Source organism: Lutimonas sp. (assembly GCF_051011215.1).
In the GTDB taxonomy this organism is placed as follows: Bacteria; Bacteroidota; Bacteroidia; order Flavobacteriales; family Flavobacteriaceae; genus Lutimonas.
The window spans coordinates 1-23,329 of sequence record NZ_JBPCUJ010000064.1; the positions used below are offsets into that span (position 1 = coordinate 1).

Annotated in this window: 25 protein-coding genes; 11 read left to right on the forward strand and 14 right to left on the reverse strand. The window is 37.4% G+C overall.

Features of this window, described 5'->3' with window-relative positions; translation table 11 throughout:
- Positions 1 to 574: alpha/beta hydrolase (locus ACR2MV_RS06325; RefSeq protein ID WP_434021063.1), on the reverse strand; the 574-nt coding region annotated here is incomplete at its 3' end.
- Positions 575 to 772: 198 nt separating this feature from the next.
- Between ACR2MV_RS06325 and ACR2MV_RS06330 the strand changes: the two genes are divergently transcribed.
- A complete protein-coding gene (locus ACR2MV_RS06330) occupies positions 773 to 2,077 on the forward strand; it encodes an MFS transporter (RefSeq protein ID WP_434021064.1) in 1,305 nt (434 codons plus the stop codon).
- Complete coding sequence (gene lhgO / locus ACR2MV_RS06335) at positions 2,077 to 3,282, forward strand: L-2-hydroxyglutarate oxidase (RefSeq protein ID WP_434021065.1); 1,206 nt, start codon at positions 2,077 to 2,079, stop codon at positions 3,280 to 3,282. The genes ACR2MV_RS06330 and lhgO overlap by 1 nt, the downstream gene beginning before the upstream one ends.
- A gap of 18 nt (positions 3,283 to 3,300) precedes the next feature.
- Here lhgO and ACR2MV_RS06340 read toward each other — a convergent pair whose 3' ends face one another.
- Complete coding sequence (locus tag ACR2MV_RS06340) at positions 3,301 to 4,104, reverse strand: mechanosensitive ion channel family protein (protein ID WP_434021066.1); 804 nt, start codon at positions 4,102 to 4,104, stop codon at positions 3,301 to 3,303.
- Positions 4,105 to 4,135: 31 nt separating this feature from the next.
- Positions 4,136 to 5,230, reverse strand: a complete 1,095-nt coding sequence (locus ACR2MV_RS06345; protein ID WP_434021067.1) for a hypothetical protein — start codon at positions 5,228 to 5,230, stop codon at positions 4,136 to 4,138.
- Positions 5,231 to 5,372: 142 nt separating this feature from the next.
- On the opposite strand from ACR2MV_RS06345, the gene ACR2MV_RS06350 reads away from it, so the two are divergent.
- The 4 genes from ACR2MV_RS06350 to ACR2MV_RS06365 are packed head-to-tail and all read left to right on the forward strand — an operon-like array spanning position 5,373 to position 9,385.
- Positions 5,373 to 6,737 carry an MATE family efflux transporter gene (locus ACR2MV_RS06350; RefSeq protein ID WP_434021068.1) on the forward strand — a complete coding sequence of 455 codons (1,365 nt, stop codon included), beginning with the start codon at positions 5,373 to 5,375 and terminating at the stop codon, positions 6,735 to 6,737.
- Complete coding sequence (locus ACR2MV_RS06355) at positions 6,721 to 8,178, forward strand: oligosaccharide flippase family protein (RefSeq protein WP_434021069.1); 1,458 nt, start codon at positions 6,721 to 6,723, stop codon at positions 8,176 to 8,178. Before ACR2MV_RS06350 ends, ACR2MV_RS06355 begins: the two co-directional genes overlap by 17 nt.
- A 53-nt stretch (positions 8,179 to 8,231) precedes the next feature.
- Positions 8,232 to 8,846: a LysE family translocator gene (locus tag ACR2MV_RS06360; RefSeq protein ID WP_434021070.1), complete on the forward strand. Its 615-nt coding sequence runs from the start codon at positions 8,232 to 8,234 to the stop codon at positions 8,844 to 8,846.
- Positions 8,847 to 8,887: 41 nt separating this feature from the next.
- Positions 8,888 to 9,385, forward strand: a complete 498-nt coding sequence (locus ACR2MV_RS06365; RefSeq protein WP_434021071.1) for a DinB family protein — start codon at positions 8,888 to 8,890, stop codon at positions 9,383 to 9,385.
- Positions 9,386 to 9,390: 5 nt separating this feature from the next.
- On the opposite strand, the gene ACR2MV_RS06370 is transcribed toward ACR2MV_RS06365, so the two are convergent.
- The 6 genes from ACR2MV_RS06370 to prmC all read right to left on the reverse strand — a co-directional run bounded on the left by ACR2MV_RS06370 (position 9,391) and on the right by prmC (position 15,244).
- Complete coding sequence (locus ACR2MV_RS06370; RefSeq protein WP_434021072.1) at positions 9,391 to 10,458, reverse strand: hypothetical protein; 1,068 nt, start codon at positions 10,456 to 10,458, stop codon at positions 9,391 to 9,393.
- The gene (locus tag ACR2MV_RS06375; RefSeq protein WP_434021073.1) at positions 10,455 to 10,721 is read right to left on the reverse strand and encodes a DUF6095 family protein; all 267 of its coding nucleotides are present in this window, start codon (positions 10,719 to 10,721) and stop codon (positions 10,455 to 10,457) included. The genes ACR2MV_RS06370 and ACR2MV_RS06375 overlap by 4 nt, the downstream gene beginning before the upstream one ends.
- A gap of 109 nt (positions 10,722 to 10,830) precedes the next feature.
- Entirely contained in the window at positions 10,831 to 12,057 is a 1,227-nt protein-coding gene (locus ACR2MV_RS06380; protein WP_434021074.1) for an NADP-dependent isocitrate dehydrogenase, read from the reverse strand.
- A gap of 1,099 nt (positions 12,058 to 13,156) precedes the next feature.
- Positions 13,157 to 13,507: a 50S ribosomal protein L19 gene (gene rplS / locus ACR2MV_RS06385; RefSeq protein WP_434021075.1), complete on the reverse strand. Its 351-nt coding sequence runs from the start codon at positions 13,505 to 13,507 to the stop codon at positions 13,157 to 13,159.
- A gap of 194 nt (positions 13,508 to 13,701) precedes the next feature.
- Positions 13,702 to 14,382 carry a tRNA (guanosine(37)-N1)-methyltransferase TrmD gene (trmD, locus tag ACR2MV_RS06390; protein WP_434021076.1) on the reverse strand — a complete coding sequence of 227 codons (681 nt, stop codon included), beginning with the start codon at positions 14,380 to 14,382 and terminating at the stop codon, positions 13,702 to 13,704.
- Between the two features lie 13 nt (positions 14,383 to 14,395).
- Entirely contained in the window at positions 14,396 to 15,244 is an 849-nt protein-coding gene (prmC, locus tag ACR2MV_RS06395; RefSeq protein WP_434021077.1) for a peptide chain release factor N(5)-glutamine methyltransferase, read from the reverse strand.
- A 141-nt stretch (positions 15,245 to 15,385) separates the two neighbouring features.
- Between prmC and ribD the strand changes: the two genes are divergently transcribed.
- The gene (ribD, locus tag ACR2MV_RS06400) at positions 15,386 to 16,444 is read left to right on the forward strand and encodes a bifunctional diaminohydroxyphosphoribosylaminopyrimidine deaminase/5-amino-6-(5-phosphoribosylamino)uracil reductase RibD (RefSeq protein ID WP_434021078.1); all 1,059 of its coding nucleotides are present in this window, start codon (positions 15,386 to 15,388) and stop codon (positions 16,442 to 16,444) included.
- Positions 16,444 to 17,061: an IMPACT family protein gene (locus ACR2MV_RS06405; protein WP_434021079.1), complete on the forward strand. Its 618-nt coding sequence runs from the start codon at positions 16,444 to 16,446 to the stop codon at positions 17,059 to 17,061. The genes ribD and ACR2MV_RS06405 overlap by 1 nt, the downstream gene beginning before the upstream one ends.
- On the opposite strand, the gene ACR2MV_RS06410 is transcribed toward ACR2MV_RS06405, so the two are convergent.
- Entirely contained in the window at positions 17,054 to 17,461 is a 408-nt protein-coding gene (locus tag ACR2MV_RS06410) for an acyl-CoA thioesterase (RefSeq protein WP_434021080.1), read from the reverse strand. The genes ACR2MV_RS06405 and ACR2MV_RS06410 overlap by 8 nt on opposite strands.
- A 166-nt stretch (positions 17,462 to 17,627) precedes the next feature.
- Here ACR2MV_RS06410 and dnaA point away from each other — a divergent pair, with 166 nt between their 5' ends.
- From dnaA to ACR2MV_RS06425, 3 genes are read left to right on the forward strand one after another with little or no spacing between them, the layout of a single operon-like run.
- The gene (gene dnaA / locus ACR2MV_RS06415) at positions 17,628 to 19,055 is read left to right on the forward strand and encodes a chromosomal replication initiator protein DnaA (protein WP_434021081.1); all 1,428 of its coding nucleotides are present in this window, start codon (positions 17,628 to 17,630) and stop codon (positions 19,053 to 19,055) included.
- 14 nt (positions 19,056 to 19,069) lie between these two features.
- Positions 19,070 to 19,528, forward strand: coding sequence for a low molecular weight protein-tyrosine-phosphatase (locus ACR2MV_RS06420; protein ID WP_434021082.1), 459 nt, complete (start codon positions 19,070 to 19,072; stop codon positions 19,526 to 19,528).
- Positions 19,521 to 20,237, forward strand: coding sequence for an SAM-dependent methyltransferase (locus tag ACR2MV_RS06425; RefSeq protein WP_434021083.1), 717 nt, complete (start codon positions 19,521 to 19,523; stop codon positions 20,235 to 20,237). The genes ACR2MV_RS06420 and ACR2MV_RS06425 overlap by 8 nt, the downstream gene beginning before the upstream one ends.
- Here the strand turns inward: ACR2MV_RS06425 and ACR2MV_RS06430 are convergent.
- From ACR2MV_RS06430 to ACR2MV_RS06445, 4 genes are all read right to left on the reverse strand, one after another.
- The gene (locus tag ACR2MV_RS06430) at positions 20,234 to 20,863 is read right to left on the reverse strand and encodes a peptidoglycan-binding protein LysM (RefSeq protein ID WP_434021084.1); all 630 of its coding nucleotides are present in this window, start codon (positions 20,861 to 20,863) and stop codon (positions 20,234 to 20,236) included. The genes ACR2MV_RS06425 and ACR2MV_RS06430 overlap by 4 nt on opposite strands.
- Before the next feature lie 113 nt (positions 20,864 to 20,976).
- Complete coding sequence (locus ACR2MV_RS06435) at positions 20,977 to 21,879, reverse strand: DUF2279 domain-containing protein (RefSeq protein ID WP_434021085.1); 903 nt, start codon at positions 21,877 to 21,879, stop codon at positions 20,977 to 20,979.
- Positions 21,880 to 21,899: 20 nt separating this feature from the next.
- Complete coding sequence (gene mltG, locus ACR2MV_RS06440) at positions 21,900 to 22,928, reverse strand: endolytic transglycosylase MltG (protein WP_434021086.1); 1,029 nt, start codon at positions 22,926 to 22,928, stop codon at positions 21,900 to 21,902.
- A partial coding sequence (locus tag ACR2MV_RS06445; RefSeq protein ID WP_434021087.1) for a GNAT family N-acetyltransferase occupies positions 22,925 to 23,329 on the reverse strand: 405 nt, incomplete at its 5' end. The genes mltG and ACR2MV_RS06445, both read right to left, overlap by 4 nt.

Below are 23,329 nucleotides of genomic sequence, written 5' to 3' on the forward strand. Positions count from 1 at the left end.
TATAGTCGAAGATTTTAGGAATCGAATTATCGGCGCCAATAGCTACGAGCTTATCCACTTTTAAGCCATCAGCAACCGCATTAATGAGAGACATTGCTCCAAATGAATGACCGATCGCGGCGTCAAATGGACCGTATTTTTTAGCTACTTCTCTTATGGCTTCCAAAAACTCAATCATATTGGTGGTTTTACCAGATGAAAGACCATGGGCAGGGCCATCAAAGCTGATGACCATCATTCTGTTTTCCAAAATTTTGTCGGCTATTTGAAACAGTTGGGTACCGCGGCCGGCCCAGCCATGCACCAGGAGTACCTTTTTTTTCGAATAACCGTATTGGTAGATATTGATGTCTTTTTTGCAAACAGGCAAATGAAGCGATTCGTTTTTGGCACTGTTACGCATGGTTAACTCCCTTTCAGGTGCCTTGTATTTGATGGGTGTAGAAAAAATCTTCACGGCAAAAAGAGTCGCCAAATCTTTTGAGAAAAACTGAATCACTTTTCCCAATACAATGACAGGTCTCGGAATAATAAAGGTGTTGGGATTTTTAGAGGTAGACTTCTTTTTTGACAAAAGGATATATTTTAATTAGCGTTTTTCTTCTTCAGTGGTTGTCAATAAAACAGACAAGAGAGAAAGTGCGCAAGAATATTTTGTTCACAAATCTAACGATTTTAAAGATGAAATAAAATTGCTCATTTTGGAATTTCATGAGCAGAAAAAACATAAAAAATTGTACATTGTCGTTCGTTAATTTTAACCACCTTAACCATGCTCCAAAAAGGAGATAAAAAACTGGCTCATAGCTGGGCCTTCTATGATTGGGCAAATTCTGTCTACTCGTTAGTCATTAGTACAGCTGTTTTTCCGATTTACTACGAAACAGTTACACAGACTGAAAGCGGCTTGGTGCAGTTTTTAGGGATGCAGTTAAATAGCACTTCGCTGTATACCTATGCCTTATCATTTTCATTTTTAATTGTGGCTTTTATTTCCCCGTTTTTATCGGGCATTGCTGATTATGTAGGGAATAAAAAATCATATATGCAGTTTTTCTGCTACTTCGGCTCCTTGAGTGTAATGAGTCTGTATTTTTTTGAAGGCATTGACACTCTCTGGGTAGGAATTTTATTTTCCATTTTTGCCAGTATAGGCTTCTGGGGAAGTTTGGTTTTTTACAATGCCTATTTACCTGAGGTTGCCTACAGTGACCAACAGGATCAAGTGAGTGCGCTCGGTTTTATTTATGGATATATAGGATCTGTTATTTTGCTGGTTTTTAATTTGACCATGGTCATGAAACCGGAATGGTATGGGATCACAGATCCGGGGATGGCGCCTAGAATCTCTTTTCTTACCGTCGGTATTTGGTGGATTGCATTTTCTCAGGTGACCTTCAGAAGATTGCCAGATTCTATCCGTGTGGAAAGAGGAAAGAAAGATTTTATTTTTAAAGGGTTTGAGGAATTAAAAAAAGTGGTGGATGAAATCAAAGACCAGCCGGTATTATTGAATTTTTTAACCTCTTTTTTCTTGTATAGCGTCGGTGTGCAATCGACGATTTTACTGGCAACGATCTATGGGAAATCCGAAATAGGTTTATCGACCAGTAGTTTGATTTTGACAATCATTGTGATACAGTTGGTAGGGATTGCAGGTGCCTATTTGTTCTCTAATTTGTCCAAGAAAATCGGGAATATCACCACCTTAAAAATCACCATTATTATTTGGGCGCTGGCCTGTTTAAGTGCCTACTATTTAGACAAGAATGATCCCAATGTACAATTAAAGTTTTATGTGATCAGTGGCTTTATTGGCTTGGTGTTGGGCGCCATTCAGACACTTTCAAGATCTACCTATTCAAAATTGTTGCCACAAGACACTGAAGATCCTACCACTTATTTCAGTTTCTTTGATGTTACCGAAAAGATTGCCATTGTATGGGGAACTTTTATTTTTGGTCTTGCTGTGGCTATCACAGAATCCATGCGTTTGTCAATTCTATTGCTTTGCGTGTTTTTCGTGGCTAGTTTTATCGTGCTAAGTTTTATGAAAAAAACAAAATATGTAAAGTAATGGTTCCAGCTCATTCATTTGACTATGTGGTGATTGGAGGAGGTATCGTAGGTGCGGCAACTGCCTATAAACTGGCTTTAAAATTTCCAAAAAAATCGATTGCTCTTATTGAAAAGGAGGATGCATTAGGAAGTCATCAAACAGGCAGAAATTCAGGAGTTATCCATTCCGGGATTTATTACAAGCCAGGTTCTCTGAAGGCCAAGAATTGTAAGATTGGTCGGGAGGCATTAGTGACTTTTGCGAAGGCCAACAATATTCAACATGAAATTTGTGGAAAGATAATAGTGGCGACCTCAAAAGCTGAGGTGGCCATATTAGATGATATTTTTGAAAAGGGACTTGAGAATAAAACCCCTGGAATCAAATTGATTAATGCGAAGGAGATTCAAGATAAAGAACCCTTTATCAAGGGAGTAAAAGGGATCTGGGTGCCCAGTGCGGGCATTATTGATTATGTGGCAGTTGTAAAGGAATGTGTGAAACAAGTTTTAAATCAGAATCCGGATAACAAATTGTTTCTGGGTGAAAAGGTAACAGGCTTGCAGCGAATCAATCATAGCATACTGATACAAACGGAACAGAAGTTAATTTCCGCCAAGAAGCTTATTGTCTGTGCTGGCCTTCAGTCTGATAGATTGGCAAAACTGGATGGTCTGGAATTGGATATGAGAATTGTTGGTTTTAGGGGTGATTATTACGAATTATTAGAACATGCAAAGCACAAGGTTACGAATCTGATTTATCCGGTACCTGATCCGAAATATCCTTTTTTAGGGGTGCACTATACCCCCATGGTGAATGGCGCCATTGAATGCGGACCCAATGCGGTATTTACTTTTAAGAGAGAAGGATATGGAAAAACAAGTTTTAGTTTGCATGACAGCATGGAAGCACTGTCTTACAAGGGTACCTTGAGGCTGTTTGCCAAAAACTGGTCAAAAGGAATTGAAGAATACAAAAGGGCTTTTTCTAAAAAGCTTTTTGTGAAAGAATTAAAGCGCATGATGCCATCTATTTCAGAGGCGGATGTTATGGCTACCAGATCTGGGGTGAGAGCACAGGCAGTTGGTATTCACGGAGAAATGATTGACGATTTTAAAATCATTGAAAACCAAGGTGTGATACATGTTATCAATGCGCCGTCTCCGGCTGCAACGGCCTGTATGGCCATTGCAGATGAAATTATTAAGAATATTGACTAAAGGCTTTGTAAATCACACTTACTTTTGAAGATGAACATCCATTTGTGGGAAAGGTATGCTAATGCCTTCAGCATTAAAAGTATTGTAGGTCTTTTCATTGATGTCAAAGAAAACATCCCAGTAATCTTCTCCTTTTACCCAGGCTCTTGCCGTTAGATTTACAGAACTGTCTGCCATTTCAGACAGGCCGACAAAATAGGCAGGGTCAGTTAAAATTCGTTTATCTTCTTTAAACAGTTCAAACAATATTTTTCTCGCCTTATCCACACTGTCACCATAGGCAATTCCAAATGAAAAATCAACACGACGGGTCGGTTCCGTAGAATAATTAATCATAGAACCGGTAGAAAGGGGGCCATTAGGAATGATAACCGTTTTGTTGTCGAGTTCAAGCAGAATGGTGTTGAAAATCTGGATCTCCTTCACGATTCCGGCATGTCCCTGAGCTTCAATATAGTCTCCAATTTTAAAAGGTTTGAATAAGAGAATGATCACACCTCCGGCAAAATTTTGTAACGTACCTGAAAGCGCCATACCAACTGCGAGTCCGGCGGCACCCAGAATAGCTATAAATGAGGTCATTTGCACTCCCATCATACCTAAAACACTAATAACAAGCAATGTTTTTAAGAGGATGCTCAGCATGCTTCGCAGGAAAGGTTTCAGCGATGAATCTGTTTTTTTCTTATCAAGCATTTTAGTAAAGGAACTCATGATCAATTTGATCACAAAATTACCGATGATCAGAACTACAATAGCACCCAAAAGTTTAGGTCCGTAGGTGTAGACAATATTGTTGAATTGATCTAATAAATTATTCATGTTCATAGTGCATTTATTTTAAGTATTGATTTTAGTGTCTTGTTCGCATATGACTGGACCTTGACGCCGGTCTCCTGTTTGAAGAAGGTCTTGAGCTTGGTCTTGAGTTTGATGGCCTGCTTGATTTGTTATTGTATGAAGGTCTGCTACTCGGTCTTGTGCTCGGTTTTGTACTCGGTCGTGTACTAGGTTTAGTACTAGGTCGGGTGTTAGGTTTTGAGTATGAGGGTCTTGTATTCGGTTTTGTACTTGGCCTGTTATTTGGCTTGGTAGCAGGTCTTGTATTTTGTTTATTGTTCGGTTTTTGAACGGGTCTTCCACTCGATTTATAGCCTCTGTCTGTATTTACTCCTTTATTAGCTGGTCTTGCTTTTCGGTCTTTAACCAGTTCATTTCTATTACTTGCTCCAGGATTTCTTTTATTAAAAGACTTGTCAGGATTATTTTTGAAATAGTCGTTATTTCTCGTATTGATATTATTCGTTCTGTTGTTTATTCTGACATTGTTCCTGGTGTAGGTGTTATGAATATTCACATGAACATGAACATTTGTACGATAACGATAGGGCGAAATTGGAGGCCATGGTCTGAAATAAGGTGGGTGATAACCCCAATACCACGGTGAATACCATGGTCTATATGCTGCCACCCAAAAAAGGCTAAAGAAAACAGGTACAACTGGATAATAAGGCGTGATATAGTAGTTGGGTCCATACATATTTACATTTCCCACTACCTGAACCTGAGTAGATCCTTTTTTATCTTTTTGAACATCTATAACGGCAACCTCCTGATATTGATCTTTACCGATAATGGCTTGAATAGAAATACTGTGAACGTTCTTTTCAGAAGTTTCCATAACCCGCAGATAATCAACTTCTCCGTCATTGTTTAAGTCAAGGTTTGAAATCTGAGTTTTGGGATCATTGAGGCGTTTTTCAAAATCTTCCAGATCTTTTGATTCCCCAAAAATGGAAGCGACTGCCTCTAAATCAAGATTGTCACTGATATCATCATCACTAGCAGTTATGGTAGTTACATCCTGAGCCCAGACAGGCAGACCGATAATCAATAAAACGAGAAAGGCGTAAAAAAAACTCTTATTTTTAGAACAAATAAATGACATATGGGGGTTTGCAATTATTGTTCGACAAATATAACAATTTAGCAGACCATAAAAAGTGCTCAGTGCAGAAAATAATTAGAAGGGATCGTTTTACTCTAAAAGAATAACATTAATTTGCAGCTTCATTTTTTATCAACAGTCCTTGAACCTTAAAAAATACACATCCGAATTTAAGTATAACTTTCAATTGGCAATTCCTGTAATGATTGGTCATTTAGGGCATGTGCTGGTTGGCTTGGCGGATAATATTATGGTGGGAAGGTTGGGAGCTGCGCCTCTGGCCGCGGTATCTTTGGGGAATAGTTTTGTATTTATTGCTTTCTCACTGGGTATTGGTTTTTCACTCGCGATCACCCCATTAATTGCAGAAGCTGATGGTGAAAATAATGTTGACAAGGGGAAAAGATTGTTTCAACATGGCTTGATCCTCTGCACGATTCTGGGTATTAGTATGTTTGTTTTATTGATGGTGGCCAGTCCTGTGATGCGCTATATGGATCAACCCGAGGAAGTGGTTGCTCTGGCGATGCCTTATTTGGGAATTGTCGCTTTTTCCATGATTCCACTGATGATATTTCAGGCATATAAACAGTTTACAGATGGAATGTCGCGCACTAAATACGGCATGAATGCGACAATACTTGCCAATATTGTCAATGTGGTTTTAAATTTCATGTTGATTTATGGGTTTTGGATATTTCCCAGACTTGAATTGGTCGGAGCTGCTTATGGTACCTTGATATCAAGAATTGTCATGATGATTTTTATCATTTGGATATTGAATACCAGAAAGAAGTTCAAACCATTTTTTGTCTGGTTAAAAATTAAGGAGATCCAGAAATCAATTTTTATCAAGATCATCAATCTCGGATTTCCAACAGCCATGCAGATGTTGTTTGAAGTCGGGGTGTTTACCGCAGCCATCTGGCTGGCCGGAACCATGGGTACTGTAGATCAGGCAGCCAATCAGATTGCCTTGAATTTATCTTCTATGACATTTATGATTGCCGTTGGTTTAGGAGTGACAGCTACGATTCGGGTTGGAAATCAAAAAGGACTCAAGAACTTTTCAGAATTAAGACGGATCAGTATTTCCATATTTTTGCAGGTATTTATCATTGAATGCTTTTTTGCCTTTGCATTTATTATGTTGAAAGATGTATTACCTACTGTGTATATTGATCATGACACTGTTGTGAATACAGCGGCTTCTTTACTGCTCATTGCCGGACTTTTTCAATTATCAGATGGTTTTCAGGTGGTGGTACTGGGAGCTTTAAGAGGCTTGCAGGATGTTAAAATACCAACGATAATTACATTTATAGCCTATTGGATTGTCGGATTTCCAATATCATTTTTGTTGGGTAAAACCATGGGTTTAGGATCACAGGGCATATGGATTGGATTGCTCATGGGGCTCACCGTTTCTGCAATTTTGTTATACCTTCGGTTTAATTATTTGACGAATAAACTTATTGACAAATCATCAGATGGGCATCGTATTTAAACAATCTTTTAAAAATACTTTAATCCTTTTTCTCGGTTTTGGGATCGGGGGAATCAATGTACTTTTCCTGTATACGCATTTTCTCGAGGCAGAATATTTTGGTCTGATCACGTTTCTTTTATCCACTGCCAATTTGATTATGCCTTTAATGGTCTTTGGCATGCAGCATACCATTATTAAGTTCTTTTCTTCTTATACAAACAAAGAAGATCAGGATAATTTTTTATGGACGGCCATTTTACTTCCTCTACTTGTAATCATCCCTCTTGCTTTTATGGGGGTTGTTTTTTATCAGCAGATTGCCAGTTATCTCGCCAGAGAAAACCATATTATTGAACAATACACCTATACGGTTTTTATCCTGGCCATATGCATGGGCTATTTTGAGGTTTTTTACGCCTGGAGCAGGGTGCAGCTGAAGTCCGTGTTTGGAAATTTTATAAAAGAAGTGTTTGCCCGGCTTTGTGTAACACTACTGTTATTAGCGGTTTATTCAGGGTTCATTAATCCACATGAATTTATACTTGCCGTAGTACTGGTTTATGTACTCCGATTGACCATTATGAAATTATATGCTTTTTATCTTTACATGCCGGCGTTTAAAATGATTCGCTTGCCAGCTAATTTTAAAGAGATTTTGTCTTTTTCGCTCTATATAATTATGGCCGGTTCCGCCGGAACAATTTTATTAGAAATTGATAAGTTTATGATTCCTCAACTGAAGCAATTGGCGGAAGTTGCGTATTACTCGGTAGGGGTGTATATCGCCTCGGTGATAGGTATTCCTTCAAGGGCCATGCAACAAATCATTAACCCTATTACGGCTAAAGAGCTTAATGCGAACAATTTAGAAGAGGTTGATAATTTGTATCATAAAAGTTCATTGAATTTATTAATCATCGGTGGACTGCTCTTTTTATTGATCAATGTAAACATCAACGAGTTATATATAATTATTGATAAGCCCGAGTACAGCGTTGGGATTTATGTGGTACTTGTTATTTCTGTCGCCGAATTGATCAAATTATCATTGGGTACGAATGGCGCCATTTTAACCAATTCAAAGTATTACAAAATGCTTTTTTACTATGCCATAGGTATGGCTGTAAGTGTGGTTGTTTTGAATCGCATTCTCATAGAGCTGATGGGCATTCAGGGAGCAGCTTTGGCGACTTTTATTGTCGTTGCCGTGTTTTCTGCTTTGAAAGTTATGTATGTCAGAATAAAAATGCAGATGCAACCATATTCTTCAAAAACGATCATTTTACTGGGACTTGTGATTGTTTTTTATCTGGTATTTGGATTTATGAATTTACCCTTTCATCCATTTGTCAATATTTTGATTAAAAGTGTTTTGTTGACCCTGTTGTTTGGATTGATTGTAATTCGAATGAACCTTTCTGAAGATCTCAATCAACTGGTGCGAAAATATTTCAGGTAATCCTTTTTGGTTGCTAAAACAATCCCGAAATTTGATTGCATAAAGACTATCCTATGGCTTATTTGTCACATATTGCATTGGGATTTATCATGGCTTTTTTAAGCTTGATTCCACCGGGAATGTTAAACATGACGGTCGTGAAGACTTCTATTCAGAAAGGTAAAAACGAAGGATTGTGGTTTGCCTTGGGAGCTGCATTGGTGGTCATTCCTCAAGCATTTATCGCCTTGGTTTTTGCCAGGTATTTTGCGGAGAACCCTCAGGTGGTTGAGCGCCTGGAACTGGCTGGCATCTTTGTATTGTTTCTGCTGTCAGGCTTGTTTTTTTGGCAGGCCAGAAAAAAGTTTAAGGGAGAAGGAGGAAAAAGAGAAGGCAAAAGTTTTTGGTTGGGCATGTTGATGTCTGGCATGAATATGCTGGCAATTCCATTTTACCTGGTGCTGTCATCTGTGTTAGAAAACAGAGGCTTGTTACAAACCGAGCAACCTTTCATTAACCTGTTTGTAACCGGTGTTTTTTTAGGAGCTTTCAGCCTGTTCTTTTTGTATGCTAATTTTGCTCAGATTATTCAGCGCAAAGCCCAGTTTATCGCCAGAAATATTAATTATATTTTAAGTGCTCTTTTTTTAGTGCTTGGAATTTTGACTTTAATTAAATTTTTAAAGTAATTATTTTATTAAATTAGCGTCATATATTTAAAATTTTGTCAATGATTCCAGCAATAATTAAGAACCTCAATAGAGGCGTCAATTTGTTAAACTCATTAGATGACCAAGAATACGCTAATAATTCTACTGCACCTTATTACTCAAGTATAGGAATACATATGCGTCATATTCTGGACGTATTTCAATGTATTTTTGACGGGATTGAAAAGGGACAGATTGATTTGTCCGCCCGTCAAAGAAATGAATTAGCTGAAGTTAAAGTCGCTATGGGCTTGGCTTATTTTGATAGAATTATTGCCTTGTTAAATGCAATAAAGGAGGAAGATCTTGACAAAATTGTAGAGGTGAAGGATGATCTTGGTTTGGGTATGGTGACCGCTAATTATACCATAGCGGCAGCTTTAATACAGGCACATAGTCATGCAATTCACCACTTTGCGAGTATTGGTTATATTATTTCCCAAATGGGCATCAAATTACCGGATGGTGATTTTGGATACAATCCGACTACGCCAAGGGGGGATATGATCAAGAATTAACAAGATCAGAAATCCTTGGTATTCAATTTTTTTAATTTTTTGGTATGTGTTCTTAACCAAAGTATGTTTTTGAGGTAAGGAACAACGCCCGGATATGGAATTTTTTTATCCTTGTGTAGTTTGCGAGCAATTTTAGCCATGATGCTCCAGTGATTATTTATAGCCACCAGCGCTTTTAGATAAGTAGCTCCTTTATAAGAGGCGTCGTAAATATGAGTCGGTTCTGAAATGATGCCGTTTATTTCCAGAATTTTAAAAGATTCCCCTTCTAATAACGCTTCATAATTCCGGTATTTTATATCCAACCTTCCATAATTCCAACCTTCGATCTTTTTACAGATACTATCCACTAGCTGTTGTAGTTTTTCGTCAATCAAATGATTCCCATTGATAAACTGTGTCCCTTTAGAATGATTGCCTATTACTGAAAGTGTCAGTTCTTCACCCAGGGGCAGTATAGTATTGAGTTTGTCCTGATGAATAATATAAAACAGGTCTTGATAGAGAAAGGCGCGGTCGTCATTGGTGATTAACTGAGCAATCGTCTGAATGCCGTCTCCTTTGATTTTGATGAATTTTTTAATGGTTACAGAAGTTATTTTGCCACTTTCTTCTCCTGGAATTCTGTGGTAAAAAATCCCTAGCTCTTTTTCATAGGGTATAAACTCCTGAAGAATGATGGCTTCGTCCACATGCGACAAATAGCTGAGCAGGTGTTCTTCTGAATTTATTTTTTTGACCAAATAGCCTCTGAATCCAATATCTGGCTTTGCTATGATAGGGTAGGAGAACCCTTTTGATCTGAGCTGCTGAAATACTTTTTCTACAGCTGTATTTTTCTTAACAAGCAGGCTCTCAGGTTTGAGAGAATCAGGCAATAAGCTCAGTGTTTGAAATTTGGATTCTGTTCCAACGCCTGAAAATAAAATAGATGGATTGGTCACGGTAAAAAAGAAGGGATGTCCTGCTTTCAGTGATCGCCAGAAAAAGAAGGGAAGTAGTGGGAGGTAATAGGCCATGATAGGCCAATGTTCCCACTGAGTTAACTTGATGAAGACAGGATTGCGTCTCATTTATTAAAAAGCGATTTGAGAATAAGTCGAAAGGCCTGGGTGACGATAATTATTGTAATCAGGGTCATCAGGCATCCCAAAATCAATACAAAATAGCCATTTCCTTTATTGATCATTTTAAAACCAATGGTGACTACAATGGGTGATGCAAAAAGTAACGGTAGGGCAATTGCCAGGTATTTCATACCGTTTTTAAACACATTCTTGGTTTCATCGTTTTCAAAGATGGCTTCCCTTCGTTTTTTATCCGTGTTTTTATTCATCTAAAAATTGCTTTACTGCATAAAGATACATATTGATTTGATATGTAAGGCACAAAAAAAAGGCTCCAATAAACTATTGAAACCTTTTTAGATATTCTAAAAAAGACTATTAAGCCAATGCTTTGTCTAAATTCTCTTTTAGTGCATTTAGAAACTCCTGTGTGTTTAAATAATCATCAGAAGTCATTTTGTCTTTATGAATTAATAAAGCCAAATCTTTTGTCATCTGTCCTCCTTCAACCGTGTCGATACAAACTTTTTCAAGAGCATGACAGAAGTTAATCAATTCTTGATTGTTGTCTAATTTACCTCTGTGCTCCAAACCTCTTGTCCAGGCGAAAATAGACGCCAATGGATTGGTAGATGTTTCCTTTCCTTGCTGGTGTTGTCTGTAGTGTCTTGTAACCGTTCCGTGGGCTGCTTCAGCCTCTACTGTTTTCCCGTCAGGTGTTACCAAAACAGAAGTCATCAAGCCAAGTGAACCAAAACCTTGAGCCACAGTGTCAGATTGAACATCACCGTCGTAGTTTTTACAAGCCCAGACAAATCCACCGTCCCATTTCATTGCGGCAGCAACCATGTCATCAATTAATCTGTGCTCATAAGTGATACCTGCCTCAGCAAATTTTTCTTTAAACTCAGTTTGATACACTTCTTCAAAGATGTCTTTGAAACGACCGTCATAGGCCTTAAGAATGGTATTTTTAGTACTGAAATATAGATTCCAGCCTTTTTTCAGCGCCTGATTGAAACTTGAACGGGCGAAGCCATAGATAGACGAGTCAATGTTGTACATAGCCATAGCAACACCATTCTCCTGATAATTGTAGATTTCAAATGACTGCTCTTCGCTGCCATCTTCCGGCGTAAAGGTTAGGGTCAGTTTTCCTTTTCCTTTTGTAACAAGATCAGTTGCTTTATACTGATCCCCAAAAGCATGTCTTCCTATACAGATAGGTTTGGTCCAGCCTTGAACATATCTAGGGACATTTTTCATAATGATAGGCTCTCTAAAAATAGTTCCACCTACAATATTTCTAATGGTTCCGTTTGGAGAACGCCACATTTTTTTTAGGTCAAACTCTTCAACCCTGTCTTCATCTGGTGTAATAGTAGCACATTTAATACCTACATTGTATTTCTTAATGGCTTCAGCAGCGTCAATGGTAATTTGATCATCTGTTTCATCTCTAAACTCAACTCCTAAATCGTAATACTTGATATCAAGGTCAAGGTATGGCAAGATTAACTGGTCCTTAATAAATTTCCAAATAATTCTTGTCATCTCATCCCCATCCAATTCCACGATAGGATTAGTTACTTTTATTTTAGTCATTGTCTTTTATTTAATTCCTGCAAATATACTAAACCATTGCAAAGTTTAAGCCACTAAAAAACAAAAAAATAACTTTTGAGAATTCCATAATTAAATACTGAAAAAGTGAGGTATTTAAAATTAAAAGCCATAATAAAGTAAACTTCATTATGGCTTTCTGGTTTGGTTCGCAATGCCCATTAGTATGTGGACACCACTTTGGTTTAAAATAGGGGGGATTTAATGTTAGTATATCATTAATTACCCTATAGAATGACTGTTTCTTGCTTCACTAAAGATGAATTGCGCTAAACACTTTAGTATTTTTCATCAATTAACAGTTTTAGAAATTAATCTAAAAGTCTCCTATTCTTCAGAAGCGATATTCATAACTTAAAATTGGGGATCGCAACCTATCTCTAAAAGACTAAAACAAATTTAAATGAACAGAGTCACAAGAGGTTACAAAACAATAATAAAAGAACAAACAGTTTATCAACAACGGTTATTAACAATTGTTTATAACCTGATAATGCCTGAAATCTGGATGTTATAGAATGAATCTTCCCAAAGTTTATAGAAGTAAAAAACAATACCCATGATTAAGATACATCTTTATCATGGGTATATGCCGAAATAGTTGGCTTAAAATTGATCACTTATCCTCACACTTTCATGCTCCAATAATAAAACTTCAAGCTTTAATTTCTTTAAACCTTTTGAAACTTTTATTCGAATCCATCATAGTCGAGACCCTGACTTCTATCAAATAGAAAATTCAAAACATTTAATTTGCAGCCACTAACCTTTTAAAATCTGAATATGTATGCTAAATACATGGACTTTGCTATACAATTAGTATCCTGCACTAAAGTTTGCACCTTAGTAAAATCATTCCGACAGCGTTTCAATTATTCACAAAAATCTGCACCTTTGTGTTTGATCTATTAAGGAATCTTCCTGATTTCTATTTCAAATATAAGGCCTGGAATCGCTTTTGTCAAAAATTCAAGTGTTTTGTTTTCAACATCTTATCAATAGCCATTATCAACATTTGTTAAAAAAGGAAAGCCCCTTTTATCTGAAGATAAAAGGGGCTTTGTATTGTGGGAAACGTCGACTAAGATCTCTTCTCTTTAATCTGCGCTTTCTTACCAGTAAGGTCTCTAAAGTAATAGATTCTTGCTCTTCTTACTTTTCCTTGCTTGTTTAATTCGATTTTTTGAATTGCCGGAAGATTGATTGGGAAGATTCTTTCAACACCAATTGTACCAGACATTTTTCTAATTGTAAATGTTTCAGAACTACCGCTACCTCTTCGTTGGATTACAACTCCCTTGAAGAACTGAGTTCTTGTTTTTTTACCTTCTCTAATTTCATAGTATACAGTAATCGTATCTCCTGCTGAAAAATCAGGAATATCGTTCTTAGCTACGAATTCGTTCTGTACATAGTTTATTAAATTTTCCATTATCATTTTTTAAATGGTTGATCAATCATCAACATGCACGATTTTCGTCAGAGGTTGATTTTGAGTTTGCAAATTTATAAAAAATCTTTTGATTATAATTGCCAGGAATTGAATTTTTTCACTTCTTAGTCGGATCATCTAAATCCCTTTTAGCGAGGGCGTTTGCTAATAAATGTGCAGATCGATAAAGCTGCTTATTCATCCCGAAGCAAGTCCGGGCGAATCATTTTAGTTCTCTCTATGGCCTGGTCATGTCTCCATTCCTCAATTTTCGGAAAATTTCCGGACAAAAGGATCTCGGGAACTTTCATGCCCTGGTACTCTGCAGGTCTTGTAAATACCGGAGGAGCTAATAAGTTATCCTGGAAGGAATCTGTCAGTGCAGACGTTTCATCTCCGAGTACACCGGGGATGAGTCTGATAACAGCATCGCAGAGCACAGCAGCTGCGAGTTCACCTCCGGAAAGCACATAATCTCCAATGGATATCTCCAGGGTGATAAATTTATCTCTTATTCTTTGATCAACACCTTTATAATGTCCGGTTAGTATTAATATATTTTCCTTATCCGATAAAACATTTGCTGTTTTTTGATCCAAAGTCTTCGCATCAGGAGTCATATAAATAACCTCATCATAGCTTCTTTCACTCATAAGTTTGCTGAGGCATTTATCGATTGGCTCTATCATAAGTACCATGCCTGCGCCACCTCCAAATTGATAATCATCAATTTTTCCATATTTGTTGATGGCATAGTCCCGTAAGTCATGAAAGTGAACGGCTGCTTTTCCCTTGTCCTGAGCTCTTTTAAGGATAGAGTGTTGGAAGGGGCTTTTAATCAATTCTGGGGATACGGTAACTATATCTATTCGCATGGGGCAAATATATTTATTTTTTTATAGCTCGAATCATTCGATCCACTCCAAAAATATCTTTTTTAAGTCTCACTTTTTCAAAACCAAGTTCTTCTAAAAGTATACAAAGATCTGAGCCGAGGTATTGGTTTATCTCAAAATAGAGTCTACCCGAGGAGTTTAATGATTGCAGTGATAAAAGTGCAATTTGTCTATAGAATAGCAAGGGGTCATCATCAGTCACAAACAAAGCTATGCTGGGTTCGTAGTGCAATACGTTATTTTTCATTTGCGCTTTTTCACTTTCTCTGACATAAGGTGGGTTGGAAACGATGATGTCATAGGTTGCCGGCAATTGTTCCATGCTTAAAATGTCCGCTTGATGAAAATGAACTGGTACCTCATTTATTTGTGCATTTCTTCTGGCGACTTGTATGGCTCCTTCTGAAATATCGATTCCTGATACAGTGGCCTTCGATAAATTAGCAGCTAAAGAGATGGGTATACAGCCACTTCCGCTTCCAATATCGAGGATGTTTATTTTTTCGGAAGTATGATGATCTTCTAGAATCCAGCTGACCAGTTCTTCTGTTTCTGGTCTGGGGATTAGCACCTGTTCGTTCACCTCAAAGCGAAGGTCCATAAAAGTTGCTTCTCCAAGAATATACTGTATTGGGTATTCATTTTTTAATTGTTCAAGTGCCGCCAAAAAATGGATGCTGTCTTTTTCATTCACTTCTTCTTCAGGTGCCAGGGCAATATCAATCCTTCTCTTTCTTACATAGGTTTCGGAAAGAAGGTAGAAAAAACTATTAATTTCATCCAGAGGATAAAGAGAAATCAGTTGATTTTTAAATGTTTCTTGTAATGCCTTTATCGTCATATATGAGGCTGTTCGGTATTTTTTTATCGGGTCGAAATATACTGCTTATCTCTTAATTTAGCCCTATGATAAACGATGAGAGAGGTTTATTTAATTGAATAAACTTGTCTGATTGAATCAGATTCTTGTTAATTTCGCAGTATGCAGGATCCTCAGACAAAACATGAATTTTATATGAAGCGTTGTCTTCAGTTGGCTGGAAATGGAAAGGGGCTGGTATCTCCCAACCCCATGGTAGGAAGCGTCATTGTGCACAAGGATAAAATTATAGGGGAAGGGTGGCACCAGAAAGCTGGTCAGGCACATGCAGAGGTAAATGCTATTAATGCTGTAATGAATAAATCCCTGCTTGCCGAGTCTACAATCTATGTGAATCTTGAACCATGTTCTCATCATGGCAGAACGCCGCCCTGTGCAGACCTTATTATTGAACATAAAATTAAAAAAGTGGTCATTGGCTCTGTTGACTCAAATGTGATGGTTGGAGGTCGGGGAATAGAAAGGCTTAAGGAGCATGGGGTAGAAGTGGTTACTCCTGTTTTAGAGGATCAATGCAGGGATTTGAATGCCCGTTTTTATTGTTTTCACGAAAAAAAGAGGCCCTATATTATTTTAAAATGGGCGCAGAGTGCTGATGCATTTCTTGCTCCTGATAAAAAGGAACGGGATTCAGGAAGTCCTTTTTGGATTTCTAATATGTATGCCCGGCAAAAGGTGCATCAATACAGAGCAGAGGAGGCCGCTATTTTAGTGGGTAAACATACTGCCTTAGAAGATAATCCCAAACTTGACTTGAGACATTTTGAAGGAAATCCAATCATTCGGTTGCTCATTGATAGAAATCTGGAGCTTCCGTCAACTGCTCATTTAATGAATAATTCGGTGCCAACGTTTATTTATAATGAAGAGAAGAATGATACCAATGGAAATACCAGCTATGTAAAATTAGACTTTGGAAAAACAGTGGTCGAGCAGGTGTTGGATCATTTATATCGTATGGAAGTTCAGAGTGTGATCATAGAAGGTGGAGCCTTTACCTTATCGACTTTTATAGCATCGGGCAACTGGGATAAAGCTCTTGTGTTTGAAGGAAATAGTACATTGAATCATGGGCTGAAAGCGCCTGTACTGGAAGAGAAGCCAATTTCAAAAACGTTTTTGTGTGATACAGCTTTACTGACTTATAAAAATACACGCTAATGGAGGTAAATGATTCGGATCTTTATAAAACGATTAAAAACACATCAGAAGGAGATATTTACAAGGAGAAGGGAAGTAAGTTTCTGGGTTATGCTTTTCCGATAGAATCTTTGGATGAGGTCGAACCGATACTCAGTGAGCTAAAGAAGTCTCATGCTAAAGCGCGTCATTGGTGTTATGCCTGGCAACTCGGTGTTGAAACTCCAATTTATAGATATAATGATGATGGGGAACCCGGGAATAGTGCCGGCAAGCCAATTTACGGCCAAATTCAATCTTTTGATCTCACCAATGTTTTGGTGGTAGTGGTGCGTTATTTTGGAGGAACCAAATTAGGTGTGGGCGGTCTGGTAACCGCATATAAAATGGGAGCAAAGCTGTGCCTGGAAAATGCTGTTGTGGTCCAACGCATGTTGATGACTGCCATCGACCTTGAATTTGACTATGCTCACATGGATAAAGTGATGCGTATTATTAAAGAACATAACTTGAAAATAAAGGAGCAAAAAATGGAATTGAATTGTCAGTTTCAAGTCTTGGTTAGAAGAAATAAGGCGCAGGAAATTTTGCAATTATTTAAAAATCTCAGATGTCTCGAAGCAAAGATTTCTAATTGAACTGGGCATAGATTTGTTCTAATAAATAGGAGGGGGCTTTCATAGGTTTGTTTTTTTTCATATCCATAAAAACCAAACTTGTGTATCCGGTGGTTAATAATTCATTTTTTTCATTCCGAACTTCAAAGTCAAATTCAATTTTTACCAATGGTTTTTTTGTCAGAATGGTGGTGATCGTGAGGAGGTCATCATACCGTGCAGGCTTCATATACTTGATGTTCAGCTCTATAACCGGAAGCATGATTCCTGATTCTTCCAAACTTTTATAACTGGCGCCTAAGGCCCTGAGCCATTCAACTCTTCCAACCTCAAAAAACTGGGCATAATTTCCGTAATAGACATAGCCCATTTGATCAGTTTCGCCATATCTAACACGTATTTTTGTTTGGTTTGTGATCATTTTGTTGTATTTTGTGGTCAGACAGTTTAGTGAAAAAATAAATAAGAATCAATAGCAATTTTATTTTTTTATAATAAAGTTTATTCACAAATTTGTATTGGCAATGTGAACACACAAATTGTCGAGAAAAAGGGAACGATACTTAATTCAAAAATATTTTAATTAAATGACGAGAACAGCCTCCTCTGTATGGAATAATTGTCTGCTTTTTATAAAAGATAATATTAAACCTCAAGCCTATAAAACATGGTTTGAACCTATAAAGCCGATTAAAATTGCCGGAGATGTTTTGACCATTCAGGTTCCAAGTAAATTCTTTTTTGAATGGTTGGAGGAACACTACATTAAATTATTAAGAGTCGCCCTTATCAGAGAGTTGGGAGATCATGCAAAATTGGTGTACGATGTACGAATGGAAAATACCTACAGCAACAAAAAACCGCATACTGTAAAATTCCCAAGTTCAAATAAAAAACCTTTTAATTCTCAGGGAGTAACCATTCCACTGGAAATTGATAAGAGAGAATTAAAAAACCCATTTGTGATTCCAGGAATTCAAAAAGTAAAAATTGAATCCCAGTTAAATCCCAATTATAATTTCGAAAATTTTATAGAAGGAGATTCGAATCGTTTGGCAAGATCTGCGAGTATGGCAGTTTCGAATAAGCCAGGTGGAACTTCTTTTAATCCTTTATTGATTTATGGTGGTGTTGGCTTAGGAAAAACTCACCTGGCCCAAGCTATTGGAGTTCGTATCAAAGAAAGATATCCTGAAAAAACAGTGCTGTATATTTCAGCAGAAAAATTTACCCAGCAATTTATTGATTCGGTAAAAGCCAATACAAGAAATGATTTTATTCATTTCTATCAAATGATCGACGTATTGATCGTGGATGATGTTCAGTTCCTTTCAGGGAAATCTGGAACACAAGATGTTTTCTTCCATATATTTAACCATTTGCATCAAAACGGTAAGCAGGTTATTTTGACCTCGGATAAAGCACCGGTTGATATGCAGGATATTGAGCAGCGATTATTGTCGAGGTTTAAATGGGGCCTATCAGCAGAATTGGTTGCTCCTGATTACGAAACAAGGATTAGCATTTTAAAGAGTAAAATGTTTAGAGACGGAGTAGAGATTCCTGAAGAAATTGTGGAGTACATCGCTAAGAACATTAAAACCAATGTAAGAGAGTTGGAAGGTGTATTAATATCGCTGATTGCTCAGGCTTCATTTAATAGAAAGGAGTTTACCTTGTCCTTGACAAAGCAGATCGTTGATAAATTTGTTAAGAATACAAAAAAGGAGGTATCGATAGATTACATTCAAAAAGTTGTGTCCAAGTATTTTGAGATGGATGTAACTACCTTACAGTCCAAAACACGTAAGAGACATATTGTACAAGCCAGACAGTTGGCCATGTATTTTGCGAAAAGAATGACAAAAGCATCATTGGCCAGTATAGGTTCTCAAATTGGAAGTCGTGATCATGCTACCGTATTACACGCATGTAAAACGGTTGATAATTTAACTGAGACTGATAAGCAATTCAGAAAATATGTTGATGAATTGACTAAAAAACTTACTTTTTAAATTACTATATTTTTATGGTGAAGGTTTTAATGGTATGTCTGGGAAATATTTGCAGGTCACCACTAGCCGAAGGCATCTTAAAATCAAAAACCGATAGGCACTTTGTATTTGTGGATTCTGCCGGAACAGGAGGATGGCATGTTGGAGAGTTACCCGATGCCAGGTCCATTGAAGTTGCCAGGGCAAATGGTCTGGATATATCTGATCAGCGCTGTCGAAAATTTACCAGGAATGATTTTGAAGATTTTGACAAGATTTATGTCATGGATAAATCAAATTATAGTGATGTTTTGGCTTTGGCCCAAACAAAGCAGGAGGAGTCGAAGGTCATTATGATTCTGAATGAATCCGCAGCTGACCTCAATGAGGAGGTTCCGGATCCCTATTATGGAGGAGACAATGGTTTTCAGCATGTATATGATTTGCTTAATGATGCCTGTGAACAAATTGCAAACCGCCTGAATCATGAATAATAAATTTGGCAAACTTTTTTTAATACCAACAACATTAGGTCAAAATGAACCATTGGAGGTATTGCCCATTTCCGTAAAAAAAGCGGTTGAGGAAATCGATTTTTTCATTGTTGAAAATGAAAAATCTGCTCGCAGGTTTATAAAGAAAATAGCCCCAAGAAAATCGCAACAGGCACTAAGGATCTTTGTTCTTGATAAATACACCAGCGAGTTTGAATCCAAATCGTTTATCGACCCTTGTTTTCAAGGTATAAATGTGGGCTTGCTTTCCGAGGCAGGGGTACCTGCAATAGCGGATCCTGGTGCCAATATTGTCATGCTATCTCACTTAAAAAAAGTACAGGTGGTTCCATTAGTCGGTCCTTCGTCCATTATTTTGGCGATGATGGCTTCTGGTTTGAATGGTCAACGATTTGCTTTTAATGGTTACCTGCCTATTGACAAGACTGAACGAAAAAAGAAGATCAAGGAATTAGAAAAATGGTCAAAACAAAATGATCAAAGTCAGATATTCATTGAAACTCCTTACCGCAACCAGAAATTACTGACCGAATTACGCAGCTCATTAACACCATCAACGCTTTTATGCGTTGCGGTAGATCTTACATTGAGTACGGAGTATGTGAAAACACTTACTGCCAAAGAATGGAAGTCAGAAAACATAGACCTACATAAAAGACCCTGTATTTTTATCTTTCACAAATACTAAAGCCTGGCGTTCTTCACAGGTTTGATAAAAGAGGTGTCGTAGCCGGCAAACTTTTTCATATAGAGCTCGACATCAGATCCGTAAGCATCATATGCGTTGTGCTGACCATTACTTCTCAGGTATTTTTTAACGTTTCCTGCACCGGCTAAATGAGCCGCTGCCAAAATTCCGGATTCCGTAATTTCAATACCATTGATTTTTTTACCAACACTTCTTTTAATATCTCTTTTAAGAATCCACTTGTTCAGCGAGCATAAAGCGTAAAATGCTTCCTCCTGCTGTTTCGAATCATTTAAAAATGAACGTGTATCATAAACTCGGATACGATTCAAAGTGGTTTCTCCGAATTGGTATTTGCCTAAGTAGCCAAGGCTATTCACTTTTCGATAATTTCCTCTTGATTCCTTAAATGCAAGTGCTTCTTTAAACCCGATATACAGGTTGTCTACTTGCGGTGTGAAATGGACTTCAAATGGTTTAACGCTTTTACTAACAGTCGTAATAGCATTTGCTTGAGGTAAATTGTACCGAACCTTTAGGGGATCTTTAAAAAATAGAGATTTGTCCTGGGTAAATGCAGTTAACATTATTACGCAGAGCGTAATAAAAATAATATTCTTTTTCATAATAGTATTTTTTAGTTAGGGAGTGCCTAAAAATTACATATCTGCTTCAAAGATAGGTTATTTTTAATAAATGGGTTGTTGAGGTGTCTAAAATCCTGTTAAACAGTGATTTGTCAGAAGTATAAAAAATGAAATTTGAATTCACCATTACTCCGATATTCCAAGGTTGGCGCCGGTATCTTTATAAAGTTAAAAACGTTGAATACAGTTTTAAGAAAATCTGAATTGGTTTTTATTTTTGTCAGATCAACGTCAACACTGGCAAAAAACTGTCGGTAAGATTCAATGGGACTTGGTGGTCTGGTTGAGAAATCGTAGCTATCTTCAGGCAGACCATTGGCCCCATAGCCGACCGCAACATTTAACCACTTTGGCATGTTACTTTCTTTAAAAAAAGAGTTGACATTCATAGAAAGCCAGTAAGTTTGACCATTATAATCTTTTAAAATCTGTTGTAGGGTGGTGCTGCCCAATTTATCAGGATTGTTTTTGGCATAATCAGTGGTCATAAAGGAGAACTTCATTTGTATTCGTTGTTCATCCCAAAGTAATTCTTGTCCGATTAAGAGGCCGGTACCCAATGCGTTCGCCATCACATCTCCCGTTGAAAATCCCCATTCCTCGGAAAAACCATCAAGCACTTCTATGGCTGTTAAGAAAACAAAACCGAGAGTGGCACCATAAATCAATTGATTCTTTTTAGTTTCACCGGCCCATGCCAAAGCATCCATCCCCATTTTACCGATATAATAAGAGCTAAAGGTGTGACCAAATTTATCCATTTGCATCCATTGGTCATTGTCATTCAGTGAATGAAAACCAGATCTTTCATAATTGGCGTACCAGGCTTCGTTCAGGGCAACGAGTGTGACAGTTGCCAATGCTGCTTCCGTCACGTAAACAGCAGTTCTTCTCTTTTTGTTGAGAGTGTCTGATCGTTGAAAGAAAGGGGTTTTTTTTTGTGCATACAGATATGATTCGCTACAAAATCCCAAAAGGATCAAGAAGACGATCATATGTGCATATTTTTTACGAATCACCTGTTAATACCTTGTTGACTTACCCATTTTTGATAAGCTGCTGCGTTTATATTGTGTTCCTTTAATGTTTTGGCAAATTTATGGTAGCCTATATTTTCAACATTGGCACACATATAATAATATTGATGGTCTTCCGGATTAAGAACAGCATCTATCGAAGAAATATCTGGCATGCCAATCGGCCCCGGAGGCAATCCAAAATTGGCATAGGTATTATAGGGAGAGTCAATTTTGAGATCTTTATTTAATACCCTTTTGAATTCTTTGTCCTGCCCGTACTTCTGTTTTAATGCAAAAATAATGGTAGGATCGGCCTGAAGGGGCCAAAAATCATGCAATCGATTCAAATAGAGACCTGCTACAGTTTTTCTTTCGCTCACCACGGCAGTTTCTTTCTGCACTATGGAAGCAAGCGTTACCACTTGCAAGGGTGTTATGTTTTGTTTTTTGGCCTTTTGTATTCTTGATTCATTCCAGAAGTTTTTATACTCTTTGAGCATTTTCTCTTGAAATTGTTCTGCATTGGTGTTCCAATAAAAATCATATGAATTTGGGATGTACATGGCAAGGGCCGTACTGGTATTGAATCCGCTTTTCGCTATGAAATCTTCATTTTTGAAGGCATCCAGGAGTGAAAGAGAATCTGCTTCTATTTGAACAGAGATCCTGCCAGCCAGTTTTTCCAGATCATCCTGGTTGTTAAAGGTTAGGGTAATCGTTTCCTGTTTGCCCCCTCGCAGATGATCGACCAATTCGTCATTGTTCATGCCTTCTGTGATTTTAAATTTACCAGCTCTTATTTTGTTCGGATAATTTTTCTTTTTAGCTACCCAAACAAAATCATTGACATTTTCAATATGAGGTTTAATTATTTTGATAAATGATTCGAAATCAGTCCCTGTAGGGATCAGTATTGATGTTGTTTTCGACACATTTGATGTGTAAATTTTACTGTAGAAAGAGTAGCCGATAAGGCCCAGCATTAAAACAATAACGGCAATACCAATTGCAATCTTCTTTTTCATGTATGATTTGGATTTATAATTTGTAGCATAACGACATCTTTGAAGTTTCCATTGGTCTTCATCCAGCTCTTTTTAATTCCAATATCTTTAAAATTCATTTTTCTAAATAAATTCAGACTTTTTTCATTATCAACAGGGATATTGGCATATAATTGTTTCAGGTCTAAATGCTGAAAAGTGTAGTTCAGAAAAAGGTTTAATGCACTTGAAGCATACCCCTGCTCCTGGTATTTGTTTAGAATTAAGATTCCAATACCGGCTCTTTCGTGCTGTGGATTAAAATCAAACAGATCTATCATGCCGACAATGCTGTGATCAGTTACTGACGTAATCACCAGTCGTAATTGTTTGGCTTCATAGATGTCTTGATGCGCATTTTTAAGGTATTCCCGCAACAGGTC